Annotated in this window: 2 protein-coding genes; both read right to left on the reverse strand. The window is 70.6% G+C overall.

Features of this window, described 5'->3' with window-relative positions; translation table 11 throughout:
* Positions 1-50 precede the first annotated feature (50 nt).
* On the reverse strand, positions 51-13,754 hold the full coding sequence (locus QSK35_RS03360) for a non-ribosomal peptide synthetase (protein ID WP_285742082.1): 13,704 nt from the start codon (positions 13,752-13,754) through the stop codon (positions 51-53).
* Complete coding sequence (locus QSK35_RS03365) at positions 13,751-25,294, reverse strand: non-ribosomal peptide synthetase (protein ID WP_285742084.1); 11,544 nt, start codon at positions 25,292-25,294, stop codon at positions 13,751-13,753. The genes QSK35_RS03360 and QSK35_RS03365 overlap by 4 nt, the downstream gene beginning before the upstream one ends.
* Positions 25,295-25,417 lie beyond the last annotated feature (123 nt).

Here is a 25,417-nt window from a genome sequence, read left to right on the forward strand (position 1 = left end):
TAGGGCGCGGTACTGAGATCGATCGATGTGAGCTGTCCGCCGACCGCCCATCAGCCGGTAAGCCGCGCGGAGAGCACCGCGCCGATCTGCGCGGCCGCCGAGGGACGCAACATCTCCTGGTGCGTGCACGGGACGTGGTGCACCTCGACGCCGGCGACGTGCGGATCCCACGCGGACGGGTCGGCCTCCGCCACGAAACACAGCATCGAGCCGTGGAACGGGCGCGGTGAGAACGTTCGCATCACCGACGACAGGTTGGTCGTCGCACGCATGTGCCCGTCGAGGTTGCGGTCGAGCAGGCTCGCCAGGCCGGGGTCGTGCAGGCGGATCCGGTCCAGCGCCTCCGGCGTCAGCTCGGACGCCCCGTACTCCGCCAGCAGGTTCGCGAGCGCCGCGGAGGCGTCGATTTCCGGAACATCGGGCTGTGGCGCCGAGTCCAGCGTCACCAGCAGCTCGACCTCCTCCCCCGCGTCCTGCAACAGCGTCGCGATCGCGTGCGCCACGAGCCCGCCGAACGACCAGCCGAGCAGGCGGTACGGACCGGCCGGCTGCACCGAACGGATCTGTGCCAGGTAGTCGGTGGCCATCTCGTCCATCGACGCGGGCAGCCCGTCAGCGGTGGAAATCGCGCGCGCCTGCAGGCCGTACACCGGCTGGCCGGGGTCGAGGTGGCTCAGCAGCCGCGAGTAGCACCAGCTCAGTCCCACCGCCGGGTGGACGCAGAACAACGGGGTGCGCGAGCCGTGCGGGCGCAACGGCAGCAGCACGTCGAAGTCGGATCCGCCCTCGGAGTCCAGGCGCTGAGCCAGGCCGGCCACGGTCGGCGCCTCGAACACGGCCCGGATGCCGACCTCGACGCCCAGCTGCGACCGGATCCGGCTCACCAGCCGCGCGGAGAGCAGGGAATGTCCGCCGAGCGCGAAGAAGTCGTCGTGCACGCCGACCGCGGGCAGGCCGAGGAGCTCGGCGAACAGGTCCGCCAGCACCTGCTCCCGTGCCGTCGCCGGCGCGCCGCCGGTCGAGGAGACCTGTACCGCCGGGAGTGCCCGCCGGTCGACCTTTCCGTTGGGGTTCAACGGGATCGCGTCCAGCGACACGTAGGCGGACGGCACCATGTACTCGGGCAGCCGCTGCCGCAGGTGCTCCCGCAACCCGTCCGTCGCGCCGACGACGTAGGCCACGAGCTGCTTGATCCCCGGCCGGTCCTCGCGCAACACCACCACGGCCCGGTCGACCGCCGGATGCGCCGCCAGGGCCGACTCGATCTCGCCCGGCTCGATGCGGAACCCGTTGACCTTCACCTGCTGGTCGGCGCGGCCGACGAACGTCAGCGTGCCGTCGGCCGACCACTTCGCCAGGTCGCCGGTGCGGTACATGCGATAACCATCATTTTGGCTACCGAACGGGCAAGCCACGAACCGTTCCGCGGTCAGCGAAGGCCGGTTGCGGTAACCGCGGGCGAGCCCGAGACCGCCGATGTACAGCTCGCCGACGACACCGGGCGGCACGAGACGCAGGCCCGCGTCGAGCACGTACACCTGCGTGTTCGCCACCGGCGAGCCGATCGACGGGTCGCCACCGGTCAGGTCGGCGGCCGTCGACCACACCGTGGTCTCGGTGGGCCCGTACATGTTCGTCACCGCGCGCGTGCGTTCGTGCAGCTCACGGCCGAGCTGGGCGGGCAGCGGCTCGGCACCGACCAGTGCGCGCACGTGCGACAGCGAGGCCCCTTCGGCCAGCAGCTCGTGCCACAGGCTCGGCGTGGCCTGCAGGACGTTGATCTCGTCGCGCCGCAACACCTCCGGCAACGCGGCGGTGTCGCGCACGGTGTCCTTGCCGGCCATGACGATCGTGGCGCCGCTGACCAGCGGCACGTACAGCTCGAACACCGCCATGTCGAACCCGGCGGTGGTGACCGCGAGCAGCCGGTCGCCGTCGCCGAGGAACTGGTGTTCGCGCATGGCGTGCAGGAAGTTCGCGAACGCGCCGTGCGGGATCATCACGCCCTTGGGCGTGCCGGTGGAGCCCGAGGTGTAGATGACGTACGCCAGGTCGTCCGGCCGCACCCGCACGCCCGGATCGGGCGCCGTCTCGCCGTCCACGGTCAGCCTGCCGTTGGTACCGCGCAACGCCGGGTCGGCCGAGATCACGACCGCCGGCCGGGTGTCGCCGAGCACGAAACCGATGCGGCTCATCGGGTGTTCCGGGTCGATCGGCAGGTACGCGGCGCCGGACTTGAGCACGCCCAGCAGTGCGACCAGGAGATCGGCCGACCGCGGCAGCACGACGGCCACGATGTCCTCGCGCCCGACCCCCTGTGCGAGCAGCTGACTCGCGACGTGGTTGGCCCGCGCGTCCAGTTCCGCGTAGGACAACGAGGTCTCGCCGCACACCACCGCCACGGCGTCCGGAGTTCGTGCGACCTGCGCGCGGAACAGTTCGAGCATGGTCGGCGCGGCCGCGGGACGGGTGGTGTCGTTCCACTTCTCCAGCAGCTGGCGGCGTTCGTGGTCGCCGAGCAGGTCGACGGCGCCGATCCGCTGGTGCGGATCGGCGGCGACCGCCTCCAGGAACGTGGTGAGCCGGTCCGCGATCTGCCGCACGGTGTCGTGGTCGAACAGGTCCAGCGCGTACTCGGCGTGCCCGGTGATGCCTTGTTCCGTCTCCCGGAAGGAGAAGCTGAGGTCGAACTTCGCCGTGTCGTGCCGCGCGGGCACGGCCGTCGCCTCGACGCCGCCGATCTCCATGCGCGGCGACTCGGTGTTCTGCACGGTCATCAGCACCTGGAACAACGGCTGGTGCGCCAGCGACCGGGTCGGGTTGACCGTCTCGACGACGTGCTCGAACGGCACGTCCTGGTGCGCGTACGCGGCCAGGTCGGTGCGCCGCACGCGGTCCAGCAGCTCGGTGAACGCGGGGTCGCCGGACACGTCGGTCCGCAGTACCAGGGTGTTGCCGAAGAAACCGACCAGGTCGTCCAGCGCGTCGTCGGTGCGGCCCGCGATCGGGGCGCCGAGCGGGATGTCGGTGCCGGCACCGAGCCGCGTGAGCAATGCGGCCAGTGCCGCCTGCAGCACCATGAACAGGCTCGCCTGCCGCTGCCGTGCCACCTTGAGCAACGCGGCGTGCACGTCCGGCGCGATCTGGAACGTGAGGTCCGCGCCGCGGTAGGACGGCAGGGCCGGCCGCGGCCGGTCCTGCGGCAACGTGATCTCCTCGGGCAGGCCCGCGAGCGCGTCCGTCCAGTACTCCAGCTGGTCGGCGATGGGCAGCTCTCGTTGCCACAGGGCGTAGTCCGCGTACTGCACGGGCAGCTCGGCCCACACCGGCGCGCGCCCTTCCGAACGGGCGGTGTACGCGGCGGCCAGGTCCCTCCACAATGGAGCGATCGACCAGGCGTCGCCCGCGACGTGGTGCAGCAGGATGAGCAGCACGTCGCCGCTGGCCCACGCCCTGATCGGGATCTCTCGCGCGAGGTCGAACCGGTGCGCCGCCGCCGCGTCCAGGTCGTCGGTCTCCTCCAGCGAGACATCGGCGTGTGGCAGCACTACCTGACACGGCATGCCGTCGTGTTCCGCGACGACAGTCCGCAGGCTCTCGTGCCGCGCCACGACGTCGTTCAGCGCGGCCCGCAGCACCTCGGCGTCCAGGCCGGGCGCCCGGACGGTCAGCGGCAGGTTGTAGACGGGGTTCGGGCCTTCGAGCCGGTCGAGGAACCACAGGCGCTGCTGCGCGAACGACAACGGCACGCGCTCCGGCCGTTCCCGGCGCTCCAACGGGTTTCGCGCCGTGCCGACGGTGATCTGCGCACAGAGACCGGCGACGGTCGGACTGTCGAACACCGTTCGGACGCTGATCTCCGCGCCCAGCGCCGTCCTGATGCGGCTCACCAGCCGGGTAGCGAGCAGCGAGTGGCCGCCGAGGTCGAAGAAGCTGTCGTCGATGCCGACCTCGTCGTGGCCGAGCAGGTCGGCGAACAGGCCGGCGACCAGTTCCTCGTGCGGGGTGCGCGGCTTGCGTCCGGTACTGACGAACGCCGGCTCCGGCAACGCGTCCCGATCGAGCTTGCCGTTCGGCATGAGCGGCAGCTGTTCGACAGTGACGAACGCCGACGGCACCATGTGGTCCGGCAGCCGGCGCGCCACCGCGTCCCGCAACCCGACCGGCTCCTGGTCACCGGACGGCACGACGTAGGCGACCAGCCGGTCGTCCCGCACGATCACCGCGGCGCGGCGCACCGCGGGCAGGCTGGTCAGGACCGCCTCGATCTCGCCGGGTTCGATGCGGAACCCGCGGATCTTGACCTGTTCGTCCGCACGCCCGACGAACTCGAGAGTGTCGGCCCACCGGACCAGATCGCCGGTCCGATACATGCGCCCGTTCGGCGATGCCACGAACCGTTCGGCAGTGAGACCCGGCTGGTTGAGGTATCCGCGAGCGACGCCGAGCCCGCCGATGTACAGCTCCCCCACCACGCCCTTGGGCACGGGCCGGAGCAGGCGGTCCAGCACGAAGACGCGAGCGCCCGCGATCGGCGACCCGATGCCGGGCACGCCCTCCGTGACCGGTCCGGTCGCGGTGGCCGCGATCGTGGTCTCGGTCGGGCCGTAGGCGTTGATCAGCAGCCGGCCGGGCGCCCAGCGCGCCACCGTCTCCGCGGCCATCGGCTCGCCGCCGGACACGACCGTCCGCACCGACGCGGCCCGTTCCTCCGGCACCGCGGCCAGCATCGAGTGCGGCATCATGATGTGCGTGACGCCGTCGAGCGCCTCGCCGGACAGCACCTTCTCCTTGGGAGCAAGCACGAGCGCCGCGCCGGTCGACAATGCCATCAGCTGTTCGACCAGCGCCACGTCGAAGCTCGGCGACACGCACTGCAGCACGCGGCTGTTCGGCATGACCGAACAGCGTTCGACATGGTCGGACACCAGCGCGGCGAGGCCCGTGTGCGGGACGACGACGCCCTTCGGCGTGCCGGTCGAACCGGAGGTGTAGATGACGTACGCGGGGTGCGATGGCCGCAGATCCACCACGGGATCCGTCGTCGGCCCGTCCGCCGGAGCCGACGTGAGCACCACCTGGGGCGAGGCGTCGGCGAGCATGAACGCGATGCGATCGGCCGGGTAGTCCGGGTCGATCGGCAGGTATGCCGCACCCGCCTTGAGCACGCCGAGCATCGCCACCACGTAGTCAATGGAGCGCGGGATCCGCAGCGCCACCAGGCTTTCCGGGCCGACACCGAGCCCGATCAGGTGGTGCGCCACCTGGTTGGCGCGGGCATTCAGCCCGGCATACGTAAGGAAAGCGCCCTCGGAGATCACCGCGGTGTTGCCGGGCGTGCGCGCCACCTGTGCGTGGAACAACTCGGGCACGGTCGCCACCGGCGCGTCCGCCACGGTGTCCAACCGCGAGCGTTCGTCCGCGGTCAGCACATCGAGCCGGTGCACCGGAGTCGCCGGATCAGCGGCGATGGCCTGGAGCACCCGGACGAGCCGTCCGGCGATGGTCTCGACGTCGTCGGTCGTGAAAACGCCGTGCTGGTACCCGAGCCGCAGCTGCAGCCGATCGCCGGGCTGGGCGAGCAGGTTGAGTGGGTAGTGGGTGTTGTCGCCGCCCTTGCCGCCGGCGAGCCGGATCGTCAGACCGGTGCCGGGGTGCTCGAGCGCCGCGTCGGAGATCGGGTAGTTCTCGAACACCGTCAGCGTGTCGAACAGCTCCCCCACGCCCGCGATCCGCTGGATGTCCAGCAGTCCGAGGGGCTGCCGGGCCAGCAGGCCGGAGAGCTGGTCGCGCACGTCCGTCACGACGTCCAGCAGCGTGCCGCGCGACCGCACACGCAGCGGCAGCGAGTTGATGAACAACCCGACCATGGTCTCTGAGCCGGGGATCTCCGGCGGACGACCGGCGACGGTCGTGCCGAACACGACATCGTCGGTTCCGGTCAACGTGCCGAGCAACAGCCCCCAGGCGGCCTGCACCACGGAGTTCAGCGTCAGGCCGTGCTGCCGCGCCTGTGCGGTCAGCCGTGCGGTGTCCTCTGAGGACAGTGCGACGGCCACCGCGTCCGTTCCGGTCGAGACACGAGGGGGCGCGATCCGAGTCGGCGTGACCCCGGCCAACGCCTCACGCCACGACTCCTCGGCCGTCGCACGGTCCTGGTCGCGCAACCAGTGCAGGTACTCGCGGTACGGCGTCGCGGGCGGCAGCTCCGCACCCGCGTACAGCTGGAACAGCTCACCGACCATGATCGGCGTGGACCAACCGTCGACCAGGACGTGGTGGTAGGTCAGCACGAGCCGATGCAGGTCCGGGCCCATCCGCACCAGTGCCACACGGAACATCGGTGGGTCCGCCGGGTCCAGCGGGTGCGCCAGCTCCTCGGCCAGCACCGAGTCCAGGTCGTCCCCCGAGCGCCAAGGCAGTTGGACATCACGCGGGAACACCTGGACGTCCTCGTGGAACGCGGCGACGAGCTGCGGATGCCGCCGCACCAACGCCTCCGCCGCCCGTCGCAGCCGGTCGGCGTCCAGCGGTCCGGCGAGCTCCAGCACGACCTGCACGCGGTAGGTGTCCGAGGCGACCGTGCCGTCGAGGACGTGGAACAGCAGACCCTGCTGCAGCGGCGCCAGCGGCAGGACGTCGGTGATCGGCCCGTACCGCTCCTCCAGCCGTTCGATCGGCTCCACCAGCGCCGTCAGCTCCGCGAACCAAAGCGAGCCCAGTTCACGGATCTCCTCGGGGGTGAACAGCTCGCTTGCGAACGTCCAGCGCGCGGTCAGCTCCGGTCCGTCCGGCCGTTCCTGCGCGACCGCGTTGACGGAGATCGCGTGCGGCAACGGCAGCACGGCCTCGGGCAGGTCCGCGGCGTCCGGAAGCGGCGCCCAGTCCTCCGGCGAGGCCGCGCCGAACCGGCCGAGGTAGTTGAAGCCCAGCTGCGGCTGCCGGAAGGACTCCCCGTCCAGGTAGCGCAGCAGGGTGTAGCCGATGCCGTTGTCCGGCAATGTCGGCACCGAGTCGCCTGGGAGCAGCCGGACCGGGTGGACGCTGGTGAACCAGCCGACCGTGCGGGACAGGTCCGCCTGCCCGGACACGGCCTGAACCTCACGACCGTGGCCCTCGACCTCCACGAGCACGCCATCGGGCCGCGGACGCCACCGGTGCACGGCAGCGGCGAACGCCTGGAGCAGCACGTCGTTGACCCGCGCGTGCCGCAGGCCGGGCACACGTGTGAGTAGCGGTGCCGTCACCGCGGTAGGAAGCGTCAGCTCCACGGTCCCCGCGGTCGCCGTGGTGTCCCGCTCGGGATCCAGCGGCCGATGCGACAACAGCGGGTCATCGCCGTCCACAATGGACCGCCACAACGGCAGCTCCGAGCGCCGGTTGGCGACCTCGTCGTGCAACAGGTGCGCCCAGCGGCGCAGCGAGGTGCCGACCGGGTCGAGCTCGCCGGTCTCGACCGCCTGCTTCAGGTCCGGCAGCAGAATGCGCCACGACACACCGTCGACCACCAGGTGGTGCAGCACGACCAGCAGCCGGCCGCGTTCGAGCAGCTCGAACCGCGCCATCCGCCCGGCCCACGGGTCCAGCTCGCCCACGCAGTCGCGGGCCGACACCGCACCGCGCGGCAGGATCTCGACATCCCAGCCGGTCAGCTTCATCCGCAACGCGTCGTGCCGGTCCAGCAACAGCTGCACGGCGGCGAACACGTCTTCCTCAGTCAGATCGTCCGGAACCCTAAGCAGCACGCTCTGGTGGAAGTTCGCGGAATCGCCGCCGCGCTCACGCAGCCATGAGACCATCGGCAACGTCGGCACGGCACCAACGCCGTCGTCCTCGACCGAAGCCGCCGCCGTGGTCTCAACAGCAACCGCCGCGAGCCCGGCCACGGTCGGGCAGCGGAACACCTCGCGCACGCCACCGAACTCGACCCCGGCCTTGCGCGCCCGGCTGACCAGCTGGACCGCGGTGATGCTGTCACCGCCGAGATCGAAGAAGTCGTCGTCCACACCGACGGTCTCGACGCCGAGGATCTCCGCGAACACCGAGGCGAGCGCTTCCTCCTGCGGCGTCCGAGCCTGAGCGCCGCGACCCGTCACGACCTCGGGTGCGGGCAGCGCGGCGCGGTCGAGCTTTCCGTTGGGCGTCACGGGGAACGCGTCCAGCTCGACGACCGCGGACGGCACCATGTAGTCCGGCAGTGCCAGCGCGCCGAGGTCGGCCTTGCCGATCACGTAGGCAACCAGTCGATCGTCGCGCACCAGGGCGACGGCACGGGACACCGTGTCCTGCCGTTCCAGCGCGGCCTCGACCTCGCCCAGTTCGATGCGGTACCCGTGCAGCTTCACCTGCTGGTCGACGCGTCCGGCGAACTCGAGTTCACCATCGGCCGTCCATCGGACCAGGTCGCCGGTCCGGTACATCCGCCCACCGAACGGGCACCCCACAAACCGCTCGGCCGTCAACGAAGGCCGATTCAGGTATCCACGCGCAAGTCCAGCGCCCGCAACGTAAAGCTCCCCCAGCACGCCGACCGGCACCGGCCGCAGCGACGAGTCCAGCACGTAGACCCGAGTGTTGATCAGTGGCCGGCCGATCGGGGCGCCATCGGTCAGCGGCGAGCTCATGGTCGCGCAGACGGTCGTCTCGGTCGGCCCGTACGCGTTGATCATCCGACGTCCGGGAGCCCACGCCGACACCACCTCGGCCGGACAAGCCTCACCGGCGACGACCAGGCATTCCAGGCCTTCGGGCGTCAGCCCGGTCAACGCCACCGGCGGCAGGGTCGCGTGCGTGACACCACGCAACGCGTCGGCGAGATCATCACCGATCAACTTGTGGTCCGACAGCACGAGCGTCGCCCCGGAGAGCAACGCCATGCAGATCTCCCACCACGCCGCGTCGAAACTCAACGACGCGAACTGCAACACCCGGCTCTCGGCAGTGACACCCAGGTGAGCCTGCTGCGACGCCAGCAGACTGGGGACGCCCGCATGCGACACCACGACGCCCTTGGGCTTACCCGTGGAGCCCGAGGTGTAGATGACATAGGCCGGGTGAGAGGGCCGTAGATCGACCACCGGGTCGGAAACAGGCGTGTCGAGCGACGGCAACGAGGAAAGCACGACCTGCGGCGCGGCATCCGCCAGCATGAAGTCGATCCGGTCCTGCGGATAATCAGGGTCGACCGGCAGATAAGCGCCACCGGCCTTCAACACACCCAGCACCGCGACGACCATGTCGATCGACCGCGGCATCGACACCGCCACCACCGACTCAGGCCCAACACCAAGACCGATCAGATGATGCGCCACCTGATTCGCCCGCGCGTTCAACTCCACATAGGACACAGACGTGTCCCCGAGCACCATCGCCGTACGATCGGACACCTGCGCAGCGAACAACTCCGGAACCGTCAACGCCGGCACATCACGACCAGTCGCGTTCCAGTCGACCAGGATGCGCGAACGCTCCTCAGAACCAAGCAGGTCAATGGCACTGAGAGGGCGTTCGGGCTCCGCCGCCACGGCTTCGAGCACCAGCACGAGCCGGTCGGCGAACGAGCGCATGGTCGGCTCGTCGAACAGGTCCGTGGCGTACTCGATCTTGCCGTGCAGACCGCGCGGCGTGCCGTCGGCGGCGCGCTGCTCGAAGAACGCGACGGTCATGTCGAACTTCGACACGCTGTGCGTGCCGGGCGGCTCCCCCGCGACCCGCAGACCGGGCAGTTCGAGGTCGCCGTCGGCGGCGTTCTGCAGGCCGACCATGATCTGGAACAGCGGGTGCCGCGCCAGCGACCGGGCCGGGTTGAGCACCTCGACGAGCCGGTCGAACGGCACGTCCTGGTGCGCGTACGCGGCCAGCGCGACCTCGCGGACGCGCTCGACCAGCTCGGTGAACGCCGGGTCGCCGGACACATCGGTCCGCAGCACCAACGTGTTGACGAAGAACCCGACGAGGTCGTCCAACGCGTCGTCGGTGCGGCCGGCGATCGGAGCGCCGAGCGGGATGTCGGTGCCCGCGCCGAGCCGCGTCAGCAGCGTCGCCAGACCCGCCTGCAGCACCATGAACAGGCTCGCCTGGCCACGCCGGGCCAGCGTCGCGAGCTGGGCGTGCACCTCGGGGCTGATCTCGAAGCTCAGGTCCTTGCCGCGGTACGTGGCGACCGCGGGCCGCGGCCGGTCCAGCGGCAGCGCCAGCTCCTCGGGAATCCCGGCGAGCGCCTCGGTCCAGTACGCCAGCTGGGCGGCGAGGGCGCTGTCCGGGTCGTCCTGGCTGCCGAGCAGTTCTCGTTGCCACAGGGCGTAGTCCGCGTACTGCACGGGCAGCTCGGGCAACAACGGACGTCGGCCCAACCGGCGTGCGCCGTACGCCGTCGCGAGGTCACGCCACAGCGGTCCCATCGACCACTCGTCACCCGCGATGTGGTGCACCAGCAGCAGAAGGACGTGCTCGTCCGGCTCGACGCGGAAAATCCAGCCGCGGATGGGGATCTCGGTGGACAGGTCGAACCGGTGCGCGGCCGCCTCACCCAAAGCCGACGCGAGACCGTCCCGGTCCACGTCGACCCGCTGCAACACCGGCCACGCCTCGTCCTCGGGAATGACCACCTGGCAGGCGACACCGTCCTGCTCGGTGACCACGGTCCGCAGACTCTCGTGCCGCACCACGACGTCACCAAGCGCTGCCCGCAGCGCGACCTCGTCGAGCTCGCCGGTGAGCCGCACGGAGAACGGGATGTTGTAGACCGGGTTCGGGCCTTCGAGGCGGTCGAGGAACCACAACCGCTGCTGCGCGAACGACAACGGCACCTGATCGGGCCGTTCACGCGGCTCCAAAGCCCGCCGGGCAACGCCACCCTGCGCACTGATCACCGCCGACAGGCCCGCCACGGTCGGCGCCTCGAACAGCGAGTGCAGCTCGATCTCCACCCGCAGCACCGCGCGGATCCGGCTGACCAGCCGGGTCGCGAGCAGCGAGTGACCGCCGAGGTCGAAGAAGTCGTCGTCGATGCCGACCTGCTCCACGCCGAGGATCTCGGCGAACAATCCGGCGAGCACTTCCTCCTGCGGCGTACGCGGTTTGCGGCCGCCCCCCGAGGTGAACTCGGGGTCGGGCAGCGCGGCCCGGTCGAGCTTTCCATTGGGCGTCAAAGGGAACACGTCCAGCTCGACGACCGCCGACGGGATCATGTGCTCCGGCAGGGCGAGCGCGCTCAGGTCGGCCTTGCCCGTCACGTACGCGACCAGGCGCGAGTCCCGCACGACCACGACCGCCTGCGTTACTCCGTCCTGCGCGGTCAGCGCAGCCTCGATTTCGCCCGGCTCGATGCGGAACCCGCGCAGCTTCACCTGCTCATCGGCACGCCCGACGAACTCCAGCTCACCGCCAGTGTTCCACCGGACCAGATCGCCGGTCCGATACATCCGGCCCCCGAAGGGACACGCCACGAACCGCTCGGCCGTCAACGAGGGCCGGTTCAGGTAACCACGCGCAAGTCCAGCACCCGCAACATAAAGCTCACCCACGACACCGGCCGGAACGGGCCGCAACGCCGCGTCCAGCACGTACACCTGGGTGTTGATCAGTGGCCGGCCGATGGGCACATCACCGGACAGTGGCGAGCTCATCGTCGCGCACACGGTCGTCTCGGTCGGTCCGTAAGCATTGATCATCCGACGGCCGGGAGCCCACGCCGACACCACCTCGGCCGGACACGCCTCCCCCGCCACGACCAGGCATTCGAGCCCCTCGGGCACCAGTCCGGTCAGGGCCGTCGGCGGCAACGTCGCATGGGTAACTCCGCGCAAAGCGAATGCCAGCTCGTCACCGAGCAGCTTGCGGTCCGACAACACGAGCGTCGCCCCGGAGAGCAACGCCATGCAGATCTCCCACCACGCCGCATCGAAACTCAACGAGGCGAACTGCAGAACGCGGCTCTCGGCAGTGACACCCAGCTCAGCCTGCTGCGACGCAAGCAGGCTCGGGATGCCCGCATGCGTGACCACGACACCCTTGGGCTTGCCCGTCGATCCGGACGTATAGATCACGTACGCCGGATGCGACGGCCGCAGATCAACAACCGGGTCAGAGGCCGGGGTGTCCAACGGCGGCAACGAGGAGAGCACGACCTGCGGCGCGGCATCCGCCAGCATGAAATCGATCCGGTCCTGCGGGTAGGAGGGGTCGACCGGCAGATAGGCACCACCGGCCTTCAACACACCCAGCACCGCGACGACCATGTCGATCGACCGCGGCATCGACACCGCGACCACCGACTCAGGCCCAACACCAAGACCGATCAGATGATGCGCCACCTGATTCGCCCGCGCATTCAACTCCACATAGGACACAGACGTGTCCCCGAGCACCAACGCCGTCCGATCGGACACCTGCGCAGCGAACAACTCCGGAACCGTCAACGCCGGCACATCACGACCAGTGGCGTTCCAGTCGGCCAGGATGCGCGAACGCTCGTCGTCACCGAGCAGCGGCAGATCCCGGACGAGCTGGTCCGGGTCGTCCGCGAACGCTTCCATGAACCGCACCAGCCGCGCGCCGATCGTCTCGATCTCGGCGGCGGTGAACACGTCGGTCCGGTACCCGAGCTTGAGCCGCAACCCGTCCGCGAGGCTCACGTTGAGGCTCAACGGATAGTGGGTGGTGTCGCCACCCTCACCACCGGCGGGCGCGATTCGCACGCCAGGCGCGGGCGTGTACGAGGTGTCCGGGTCGACCGGCAGGTTGACGAACACGGTCACGGTGTCGAACAGCTCGCCGACCCCGGCCTGCCGCTGGATCTCCACCAGCTCCAGGTGCTGGTGCTCGGTGAGCCCGGCCCGGTGGTCCTGGATCTCGGCCAGCAACGACGCCAGCGACGCGGACAGCCGCGGCCGCACCCGCACGGGCACGGTGTTGATGCACAACCCGACCAGCCGATCACTGCCCGGCAGCTCGGGCGGCCGCACCGCGACCGTCGTGCCGAACAGGACATCGGAACTGCCGGTCATCGTCCCGAGCAGCACCGACCACGCACCCTGCACGACCGTGTTCATCGTCAGGCCCCGGCTCCGAGCCACCGACGCGACGCGTGAAGTCAGATCCGCGGGCACGTCGACCGTCACCAGCGACGGTGTGTCCGGAGCGTCGACCAGACCGGCGGGTGCGATCCGCGTGGCGCGTTCGACCCCGGCCAGCGCGTCACGCCACGCCGTGCGCGCGTCGTCGCGGTCCTGAGCCCGCAGCCACGCCAGGTAGTTCCGGTACGACGGCGCCTTCCCCGGCACCTGACCGGAATACAAGGAGAACAGCTCTTCCAGCAGGATCGGCATGGACCAGCCGTCGAGCAGGATGTGGTGGCTGGTGAACAACAGCCGGAAGTCCGCCGGCCCCAGCCGTACCAGCGTGAACCGCAGCAACGGACGACCGGGATCGAACGGCCGGGCGTGGTCGGCGGCCAGCACCCGATCGAGCTCGGCCGGGTCGGCGGACACCTCCTCCCACGGCAGGTCGATCTCGCGCGGAATCAGCTGTACCGGCGTGTCGAGGCCCTCGTGGTGGAACCGCGCGGCCAGGTGCGGGTGCCGCCGCAGCAACGCGTGCGCCGCCTCCCGCAACCGCTCCGGCTCCAGCGGCCCGGACACCTCGTACACCAGCTGGACGACGTAGACATCCACGGCCCGCGGGTCGTACAGCGCGTGGAACAGGAAACCCTGCTGCAGCGGTGAGAGCGGCAGTACGTCGGCGAACCCGGTCATGACGTCGCCCTCCAGGCGGTCTCGAGCAGGTCGATCTCGTGCTGGCTCAGCCCGGCCAGCGGCAGGTCGGACGGCGTGAAGCCGCCCTCGGCGTGGTCGGCGTACGCCACGAGTCCACGAAGGACGGTGAACCACCGTTCGGCCAGATCACAGACATCGGCCTCGGTGAACAGGTCGCGGGCATACGACCAGTGAGCGGTCAGCTCGGGCCCGTCCACCCGGTCGTACGTCATGGCGTTCAACGAGATCGCGTGCGGTGGCGGCAGCACCGCCTCGCCGAGGTGCGCCCAGTCCTGGTCCTCGGGCGCCGGGAACCGGCCGAGGTAGTTGAAGCCCAGCTGCGGCTGTTTCGAGAACGACTCGCCCGCCAGGTAACGCAGCAGCCCGTAGCCGAACCCGTTGTCCGGCAACGCCCGCAGCTGCTCCTTCACCTTCTTCACCACGCGTCCCAGCGCCGGGCCGCCGGAGCGGACCTCGGACCAGTCGACCTGGCCGGGCTTCAGCCGGACCGGGTGCATGCTGGTGAACCAGCCGACCGTGCGAGCCAGGTCCAGGCCCGGGGCGTCGAGCGCCTCGGTCTCCCGGCCGTGGCCCTCGACCTCGACGAGCACGCCGTCCGGCCGGGTGCGCCAGTGCTGCACGGCGATCGCGAACGCGGTCAGCAGCACGTCGTTGATCCGGCCGTGGAAGAGCGCGGGCAACCTCGTCAGCACCGGCTCGGTGACGGCCGCGGGCAGCGTCACCGTCACCGACTCGGCCACATCCGAAGCGCCGACCGGCCGTGACGTCAGCAACGGGTCGGGACCGTCCACAACGGACCGCCACAGCGGCAGCTCGGACCGTCGCCCGGCGGCCTCCTCGCCGAGCACCTGCGACCAGCGGCGCACGGACGTGCCGACCGGGTCGACGGAACCGGTCTCCAGGGCCTGCCGCAGGTCCGGCAACAGGATCCGCCACGACACACCGTCCACCACGAGGTGGTGCAGCACGATCAGCAGCCGGTCCGGCGCGACCCGCACGAACCGCGCCATCGCGCCGCTCCACGGGTCCAGCTCGGCCAACGCGGTGTCCGCATCTGGAGTCAGCTGGGCGATCACCGATCCCGGCGGCGCGATCTCCATCTCCCACTCCGGAGACAGCCGCATCCGCAACGCGTCGTGGCTGTCCAGCAACACCTGTAACGCGGCGAGCAGGGCCGTGTCGTCGACGTCCGGCAGCCGCACCACCTGCGCCTGGTGGAACGTCCTGATGTCGCAGTCACGTTCACGCAGCCACGAAACGATCGGCAGCGGCCCGACGCGGCCGACACCGACGTCCTCCACGGCCACGTCCTCGACGGCGTCCGCGACCGCCTCGGCGAGACCCGCCACCGTCGGGTTCCGGAACACCTCGCGCACCCCGGACACCACGATCCCGCGCTGCCTCGCCCGGCTCACCACCTGCAAGGCGGAGATGCTGTCACCGCCGAGGTCGAAGAAGCCGTCGTCGACACCCACCTCGGACAGGCCCAGCACCTCGGCGAACACCTCCGCCAGCAGGCGTTCCCGCCGCGTCTCGGGCAGCCGGCCGTGGCTGAGGAACTCCGGCGCGGGCAGCGCGTCGCGATCCAGCTTCCCGTTGGGGCTCAACGGAAGCTCGTCCAGCACCACGACGGCCGCGGGCACCATGTGGTCCGGCAACGTCCGAGCCACCGCGGCGCGCAGGTCCGCCGGCTCGGGCACGTGGCCGTCGGCGGGCACGACATAGCCGACGAGCTGCCGCAGACCGGGCCGGTCCTCGCGCACGATCACCACGGCCCGGTCCACGGACGCGTCCGAAGCCAATACGGCCTCGATCTCGCCCGGCTCGATCCGGAAACCGCGGATCTTCACCTGCGAGTCCGCGCGCCCGATGAACTCCAGCTCACCGTCGGCCGTCCACCGCGCCAGGTCGCCGGTGCGGTACATGCGCCCACCGAACGGCGATGCCACGAACCGTTCGGCGGTCAGCCCCGGCCGCTTCAGGTACCCGCGCGCGACACCCAGTCCGGCGACGTAAAGCTCACCGACCACACCGACGGGCACGGGCCGCAGCAACGGGTCCAGCACATACACGCTGGTGCCGGGGATCGGCGACCCGATGGTCGGCGCACCGGCGACCGGTCCGGTCGCGGTGGCCGACACCGTCGTTTCGGTCGGACCATAGGCGTTGATCAACCGGCGGCCGGGCGCCAGGCGCGCCACGGTCTCCGGCGCGATCGGCTCGGCACCGGTGAGCACGGTCCGGACGGTCTGCAGCCGATCCGCCGGCAACGTCGCCAGCACCGACGGCGGGATCACGCAGTGGGTGATCCGCTGCGACGCGATCACGTCGGCCAGGGGTTCACCCGGCAGCAGCCGGTCCTTCGGTGCCAGCACGAGGGCCGCGCCGGAGAACAATGCCATCGTCAGTTCGCAAACAGCCACGTCGAAGCTGGGCGACACGAACTGCAGCACGCGGCTGTTCGGCATGACCGAACAGCGTTCGACATGGTCGGACGCCAACGCGGCCAGGCCGGTATGCGGCACGACCACGCCCTTCGGCGTGCCGGTCGAACCGGACGTGTAGATGACGTACGCCGGGTGCTCGGGCCGGATCTCCACGTCCGGATCGGTGTCCGGGGTCGCCAGCACGGGAAGCCGATTCAGCAGCACCCGCGGTGCGGCGTCGGCGATCAGGTAGCGGATCCGCTCGTCCGGGTAGTCCGGGTCGATCGGCAGGTACGCGCCACCGGCCTTCACCACGCCGAGCACCGCGACGACGAAGTCGATCGAGCGCGGCAACGTCAACGCCACCACGCTCTCCGGCCCGACGCCGAGCCCGATCAGGTGGTGCGCCACCTGGTTCGCGCGGGAGTTCAGCTCCGCGTACGTCAGCGACCGATCCTCGAAGACCACCGCGATGTTGTCCGGCGTGCGCTCCACCTGGGCGCGGAACAGTTCGGGGAACGTCGCCACCGGCGCCGGTCCGGCCGGAAGCACCACCTGGGAACGTTCCGCGGTGCCGAGCAGATCCAAGCGGTGCAACGGGATCGTGGGCGAGTCGGCCACCGCGTGCAGCACGCGCAGCAGTCGTTCCGCGATCCGGCTGACGGCCTCGGGGGTGAACACGCCACGCTGGTAGCCGAGCCGCAGCTCCAGCCGTTCGCCCGGCTGCGCCAGCAGGTTCAGCGGATAGTGCGTGTTGTCGCCGCCGGTCCAGTCGACCAGCTCGACCGCGAGTCCGGACTCATCCGCGGAGATCGGGTAGTTCTCGAACACGGTGAGCGTGTCGAACAGCTCGCCCATGCCGATCAGCCGCTGGATGTCGACGAGCCCGAGCGGCTGCCGCGCGAGCAACCCGGTCAGCTGCTCCTGCACCCCCGAGATCACGTCCAGCAGCGAGCCGCGCAACCGGACCCGCAGCGGCAGGGAGTTGATGAACAGCCCGACCATGGACTCGACACCGGGGATCTCCGGCGGCCGGCCCGCGACGGTCGTGCCGAACACGACGTCGTCGCTGCCGGTCAACGTCCCCAGCAGCACACCCCAGGCGCCCTGCACCACGGAGTTCAGCGTCAGCCCGTGCCGACGGGCCTGAGCGACCAGCCGCTCCGTGACGTCGAGCGGAAGCTCAACGGTCACGGCGTCCTGCCCGGCGGAAGCATCAGCACTCGCGGGAGCGACACGGGTCGGGTGGTCCAGGCCGGCGAACAGGTCGACCCACGCCTTCGAAGCGTACTCGCGGTCCTGCTCCTGCAACCACGTCAGGTACTCGCGATACGGCGTCGCCGGAGGCAGCTCGACCCCGTGATACAGCTGGAAGAGCTCGCGGATCATCACCGGCGTCGACCAGCCGTCCACGAGGATGTGGTGGTAGGTCAGCACGAGCCGGTGCACCTCGGGCGCCATCCGCACCAGCGCCGCGCGGAACATCGGCGGCGCGGCCGGGTCGAACGGGTGCGCCAGCTCCTCGGCCAGCACGGTGTCCAGGTCGTCCGACTCGCGCCAGGGCAGCGTGACGTCACGCGGGAACACCTGCACCTGGTGCTCGTGGTGGAACGCGGCCACGAGCTGCGGATGCCGGCGCACCAGCGCTTCCGTCGCGGCACGCAGCCGGGCCGGGTCGAGCGGTCCGGTCAGCTCGAAGACCACCTGCACCCGGTAGGCGTCCGATGCGGCGGTGTCGTCCAGCACGTGGAACAGCAGGCCCTGCTGCAACGGCGCCAGCGGCAGGAAGTCGGTGACACCGCCGTGCCGTTCCTCGAGCGCGTCGATGTCGTCCTGGCCCAGCCGCACCACGAGGTCGGACGGCGTGAACCCGCCCGCGTCCGGACGCTCGGCGTGCGCGACCAGTCCTTTCAGGACGGTGAACCACAGGTCCGCCAGCTCGCGGATCTCGGCGGCGGTGAACAGGTCGCTCGCGAACGACCACTCGGCGGTCAGCTCCGGTCCGTCCGCGCGGTCGTGCGCGATGGCGTTGAGCTCGATCGCGTTCGGCAGCGGCAGCACGGCTTCGGTCACCATGGCCATGGCACTGTCCGGCGCCGGAGTCCAGTCGCCGCTGTCCGCACCGAACCGGCCGAGGTAGTTGAACCCGATCTGCGGTTTCGGCAGCGCCGCCAGCACGTCCGAGGTGTCCGGGTTGAGGTAGCGCAGCATGCCGTAGCCGATGCCGTTGTCCGGCAACGCCCGCAGCTGCTCCTTCACCTGTTTCACGGCGCGCCCCAGCGCCGGGCCGCCATTGACGACGTCGTCCCAGCCGACCTGGCCCGGCCGCAGCCGGACCGGGTAGATGCTGGTGAACCAGCCCAGAGTCCGGGACAGGTCCACGCCGGCGGCATCCACGGCCCCGGCCTCGCGGCCGTGCCCCTCCACCTGGACGAGCACACCGTCCGGGCGCGGCCGCCAGTGGTCGACGGCGATCGCGAACGCCGTCAGCAGCACGTCGTTGATCCGGCCGTGGAACAGGCCCGGCAACCGCGTGAGGACCGGCGCGGTCACCTCCGCCGGCAACGTCACCTCGACCGTGCTCATCGTCGCGGTCGTGTCGCGCTCCGGGTGCAACGGCCGGTGCGACAGCCGCGGGTCATCACCCTCCACAATGGACTGCCACAGCGAGAGCTCCGACTGGCGGATCGGCCCGTTGGCCTCCTCACCGAGCAGCTGGGCCCAGCGCCGCAACGACGTGCCCGCCGGGTCCACGGAACCGGTCTCGACGGCCTGCCGCAGGTCGGGCAGCAGGATCCGCCACGACACGCCATCCACCACGAGGTGGTGCAACACGATCAGCAGCCGGTCCGGCGCGACCCGCACGAACCGCGCCATCGCGCCGCTCCACGGATCCAGCTCCGCGACCGCGGACGACGCATCCCGCGAGAGGCAGGAACGAGCCGAAACCGACCCTGGCGGGGAGATCTCCACCGACCACGATCGGGACAGCCGCATCCGCAGCGTGTCATGCCGGTCGAGCAGCACCTGGACACCTCGGACCAGCGCCTCTTCGGTCAGGTCGGCCGGTACGCGCAGCACCACCGACTGGTGCAGCTTCCCGACCTCACCACCGCGCTCGCGCAGCCAGTTGACCATCGGCAGCTCGCCGACCCGGCCGACGCCGATGTCCTCGACCGCGTCGTCCTCCACCACCGCGGCGGCCGCGGCGACGGCGAGCCCGGCGACGGTCGGATACCGGAACACCTCGCGCACGCCGATCTCCAGACCGGCACGCTTCGCCCGGCTCACCACCTGCAGCGCGGTGATGCTGTCACCGCCGAGCGCGAAGAAGTCGTCGTCCACACCGATACCGGACGCCCCGAGCACCTCGGCGAACACCCGCGCCAGCGCTTCTTCCGCGGCGGTCGCGGGCGCGCGCCCGGCCCCGCCGGACACCTCGGGCGCGGGCAACGCGGCCCGGTCGAGCTTGCCGTTCGGGGTCACCGGGATGGCGGCCAGCTCGACGATCACCGCGGGCACCATGTAGTCCGGCAACCGCCGGGCGACCAGTTCCCGCAACGCCTGCGGGTCCACAGGTCCCGCGGGCACGACATACCCGACGAGCTGCCGCGCGCCGGACCGGTCCTCGCGCACGACCACGACGGCCCGCGCCACCGACTCGTCGGACGCCAGCACTGCCTCGATCTCGCCCAGCTCGATGCGGAACCCGCGCACCTTGACCTGCTCGTCGGCACGGCCGGCGAACTCGAGCTCGCCATCGACGGTCCAGCGCGCCAGGTCACCCGTGCGGTACATGCGCCCGCCGAAGGGACACGCGACGAACCGCTCGGCCGTCAACGTGGGCCGGTTCAGGTACCCACGAGCAAGTCCAATGCCCGCGACGTAAAGCTCACCCACCACGCCGGCCGGAACCGGGCGCAGCGAGTCGTCGAGCACGAACACCCGCGTGTTGTCGATGGGCTTGCCGATCGGCGGCACACCACCGGTCAGCGCCTGGCTCATCGTGGCGCACACCGTGGTCTCGGTCGGACCGTACGCGTTGACCATGCGACGGCCGCGCGACCACGTGTCCACCAGCTCGGCCGAGCACGCCTCACCCGCCACCACGATCGTCCGCAGGCCGGGCAGCTCGGTCAGTCCCGCCAGCACCACCGGCGGCACGGTCACGTGCGTGATGCCGTGCCGCGTCACGACGTCGGCCAGGTCGTCGCCGAGCAGCTTGCGGTCCGACAGCACGAGCGCGGCACCGGACAGCAACGCCATGCAGACCTCGGAGAACGAGGCGTCGAAGCTCGGTGAGGTGAACTGCAGGACCCGGCTCGCGGGCGTCACGGCGAACCGTTCGATCTGCGCGGCGGCCAGGTTCGGCCCGCCCGCGTGCGACACGACGACACCCTTCGGCACACCGGATGACCCGGACGTGTAGATCACGTACGCCGGGTGTTCCGGCAGCACGGCCACATCGGGATCGGTGACCGGCGTGTCCAGCGAAGGCAGTTCCGACAGCACGACCTGCGGCGCGGCGTCCGCGAGCATGAACGCGATCCGGTCCTCGGGGTACTCCGGGTCGACCGGCAGGTAGGCGCCACCGGCCTTCAGCACGCCGAGCATCGCGACGACCAGGTCGATCGACCGCGGGAACCGCAGCGCCACCACGGATTCGGGTCCCACTCCGAGCCCGATCAGGTGGTGCGCCACCCGGTTCGCCCGCGCGTTGAGCTCCACATAGGACAGTGCGGTGTCCTCGAACACGACCGCCGTGTTGTCCGCCGTGCGCGCGACCTGCCGGGCGAAGGCCTCGACCACCGTCTTCGCGGCCACGGGCCGTTCAGTGGAGTTCCAGTCGACGAGGACGCGCTCGCGTTCGGCGGAGTCCAGCAGGTCGATATCCCGCAGCAGCTGGTCGGGGTCGTTCGCGAACGCCTCCAGCAGCCGGACGAGCCGGGCCCCGACGGCCTCGACCTCGGCGAGGCTGAACAGATCGGCCCGATATCCCAGGCGCACCAACAGTTGTGCGCCCGCACGGGCGGACATGCTCAGCGGGTAGTGCGAGGTGTCCCACGGCGTCCGGTCGACGATGCGCAGCCCGTCGACCGCGGTCTCGAACGCGCTGTGGTCGATCGGGTAGCGCTCGACGCCCGCGAGCGTGTCGAACAGCTCTCCCAGGCCCAGCAACGACTGGATCTCCGAGAGGTCCAGGTGCTGATACTGAGTGAGCGAGGTCTGCTGGTCCTGCAACGCCTCCAGCACGGTCGCCAGCGAACGCCGCGGGTCCAGTTCCATCCGCACCGGAACGGTGTTGATGCACAGACCGACCATCCGGTCGCTGCCGGGCAGGTCGGGCGAGCGCACCGCGACCGGGCTGCCGAACACCACGTCCCGGTTGCCGGTCAGCTGCCCCAGCACGATGCCCCACGCGCCCTGCAGCACGGTGTTCATCGTCAAGCCACGCCGGCGTGCCTGTGCCGCAACGCTTTCGCTGAGCTCCTCGGACAGCAGCACGGAGGTGTCACGCGGCAGCTCCTGCACCAGCCCGGCCGGCGCGACGCGGGTCGGGCGGTCGAGCCCGGACAGCATCTCCGACCACGCGACGCGGGCCGCGTCCCGGTCCTGCCGCTGCTGCCACGCCAGGTACTCGCGGTACGGCGTGACCGCGGGCAGATCCGTTTCCCCGTTGTAGAGCGCGAACAGCTCGGCCATCAGGATCGGCATCGACCAGCCGTCGAGCAGGATGTGGTGGCTGGTGAACAGCAGCCGGTGCTGCTCCGGCCCAAGGCGCATCAACGTGAACCGCAGCATCGGCCCGGCCACGTCGAACCGCTGCGCGTGATCCCGTGCGACCGCCTCGTCGACGTCAGCGGGTTCGAGCTCGAGCCACGGGACGTCGATGTGCGACGGCACGACCTGCACGGGCGCGTCGAGGCCCTCGTAGTGGAAGCCGACCGCGAGGTGCGGGTACCGGCGGATCACCGCGTTCGCCGCGGCCCGCAGCCGGTCGGCGTGCAGGGCGCCGGTGATGTCGAACATCACCTGGATGATGTAGGCGTCCGACGACTCGGTCTCGTTGACCGCGTGGAACAACAGGCCCTGCTGCAACGGCGTGAGCGGCAGGATCTCGGCGGCATCCAGCGTGTCGGCCCGGCCGTGCGCGGCGAGCCCGAGCAGTGCCTCGAACCACAGCTCGGCCAGCTCGCGGATCCGGTCGTCGGCGAAGAGGCCTTCGGGGAACGACCAGCGCGCGGTCAGCACCGGGCCGCCCGGCCGGTCATGTGCGGTGGTGTCCAGCGTGATCGCGTTCGTCAGCGGCATCGGCGCGTCGCCGAACCCGTCGACGGAGACCTCGTCGGACGTGCGTGCCCAGTCCTCGTCGGCCGGTTGCGGGAAGCGGCCGAGGTAGTTGAACAGCAGCTGCGGCTCGCCGAACGCGGCCAGCACGGGTGCGGTGTCCGCGTTGAGGTGCCGCAGGATGCCGTAGCCCAGGCCGTTGTCGGGGATCGTGGCCAGCTGGTCGCGGACCCGCCGGACGGCTTCGCCGAACGCCGTGGCGTCCCAGGGACCGGGGTCGATCCGGACCGGGTACAGGTTGGTGAACCAGCCGACCGTCCGCGTCAAATCGATCGCGCCATCCGCCTCGCGGCCGTGGCCGTCCATCTCTACGAGCACGGAACCGGCTTCGCCCCGCCACTTCCCCACCGCCAGGGCGAACGCGGTGAGCAGCACGTCGTTGATGCGCGCGCCGAACAACGCCGGCAGCTTCGTGAGCACCGGCCCGGCCACGTCGGCGGGCAGGGTCAGCTCGACCGCGCGCAACGTCGCCGTCGTGTCGACCTGTGGGTCGAGCGGGCGTTCGGACAGCAATGGGTCCGGCCCGTCGAGAATTCCGTTCCACAGCGAGAGTTCGTGGAGCCGCGCGGGGCTGTCGGCCTGCTCGTGCAGCAGCTGCGACCAGCGCCGCCACGACGTGCCGACCAGGTCGAGCGCGCCGGTCTCGTACGCCTGGCGCAGGTCGTCGAGCAGGATTCGCCACGACACCCCGTCGACCACGATGTGGTGCAGCACGATCAGCAACCGGCCCGGCTCGCCGCCGCCGTCGAACCACACCAGCCGCGCCATCACCCCGGTCCACGGGTTCAGCTCGGCGACCGCGATCCGCTTCTCGCGCTCCAGCCGCTCCTCGGTGAACCCCTCGACCCGGCGGACACATCGGTCCGCTGCCACGGATCCCGGCGGCGTGAGCTCGACCGACCAGTCGCGCAGCAGCCGCATCCGCAGCGCGTCGTGGTGATCGAGCACCCGCTGCACCGCGGTGACGAGGTCGTCCCTCGTCATGCCCGCGGGCGTGCGCACAACGGTCGAGTGGTGGAAGCCCTCCACCGGTCCGCCCCGGTCCCGGAGCCACCTGATGATCGGCATCGGCGGAACCTGCCCGATACCGACGTCCTTGACGCCGTCCTCGGCGGCCGCGTCGCTGACCGCCTGGGCCAGCTCGCCGACCGTCGGGTGCCGGAAGACGTCGCGCACCACGATGTGCAGCCCGGCCTTGCGCGCCTTGCTGACCACCTGTGCGGCGCTGATGCTGTCGCCGCCGACGTCGAAGAAGCTGTCGCCGACCCCCACCTCGGGCAGCCCGAGCACCTCGGCGAACACGTCCGCGAGGACCTGCTCGCGGGCCGTGCGGGGCTGTTCCGACACGGCGAACTCCGGCGCGGGCAGTGCGGCCCGGTCCAGCTTCCCGTTGGGGTTCAACGGAATGGCGGGCAGCACGACGATCGCGGCCGGCACCATGTAGTCGGGCAGCTCGCCGGCCACACGGGCGCGCAACGCCGCCGGATCCGGCTCCTCGCCGACGACGTAACCGACAAGCCTGCGGTCGCCGGGCCGGTCCTCGCGCACGACCACCACGGCCTGGCGCACCGAGGGGTCTGCGGACAGCACCGCGGCGACCTCACCGGGTTCCACGCGGAAGCCGCGGATCTTCACCTGCTCGTCGGCGCGGCCCAGGTACTCCAGCTCGTCGTCCTCGTTGTACCGCACGACATCGCCGGTGCGGTACATGCGGCCCGAACCGAAGGGGCTGGCCACGAAACGTTCCGCGGTCAGCCCCGGCCGGTCGAGGTAACCGCGCGCGAGGCCGTCACCGGAGACGTACAGCTCGCCGGTCCGGGCGGGGCGCAGCTCGTCGTCCAGCACGTGGATCTCGGTGCCGCGGACGGAATGCCCGATCGGCACGGCGTTGCCGGTGAAGTCCGCCCGGCACCGCCACAGCGTCGCGTCGACCGTGGTCTCGGTGGGGCCGTAGGAGTTGAACATCCGGGTGGTCGCGGCCCACCTGCGCATCAGGTCCGGCGGGCAGGCCTCGCCGGCGACGATCAGCGTGGTGCCCGGCGCGAACGCGAAGTCGTCCGGCAGGGACGCCAGCGCGCTCGGCGGCAGCGTCAGGTGCGTGATCCGGTGCCGTGTCACGAACTCCGCCAGCGGCGCGCCGACCCGGTCGTCACCGGGAACGATCACCAGGGTCGCGCCGGAGAGCAGCGCCATCGTCCACTCCCACACCGAGGTGTCGAAGCTCATCGACGCGAACTGCAGCACCCGGTCGCCCACGCCGACGCCGAACGACTCGACCAGCGTCTCGACCAGGCTCGGAATGCCCTGGTGCGACACGAGCACACCCTTGGGCCGCCCGGTCGACCCGGACGTGTAGATCACGTACGCGGGGTGCTCCGGGCGAACCTCGATCCCGGGATCGCTGTCGGCGAAGCCGTCCGCGTCGACTTCGGTGATCACCTGCCGCGGCCGGGCATCGTCGAGCATGAGCCGCACGCGCTCCGGCGGATACTCCGGGTCGACCACGAGGTAGGCCGCGCCGGCCTTCAGCACGCCGAGCAGCGCGACGACCAGGTCGGCCGACCGAGGCAGCGACACCGCGACGACGTCCTCCGGCCCGATCCCCGCCGCGATCAGCCGGTGCGCCACCCGGTTCGCGCGGGCGTTGAGCTCGGCGCAGGTGAGTGTCACATCACCGGAGATGACGGCCGTGGCATGCGGATGGCGTGCAACCTGAGCCTCGAACAGCTGGGCCAGACCGGACACAGGAGTCTCCTTTCCCGGTAATGTCCAGTCACTGTAGAAGTGGATCAGAATTGATTGCACACAGATCTGCGAGAGCGTCTCCACGATGCGGTAATCTCGTCTCAATTACCGCCGGGTTCCCAA

The organism is Lentzea sp. NBRC 105346 (genome assembly GCF_030269605.1).
GTDB lineage: Bacteria > Actinomycetota > Actinomycetes > Mycobacteriales > Pseudonocardiaceae > Lentzea.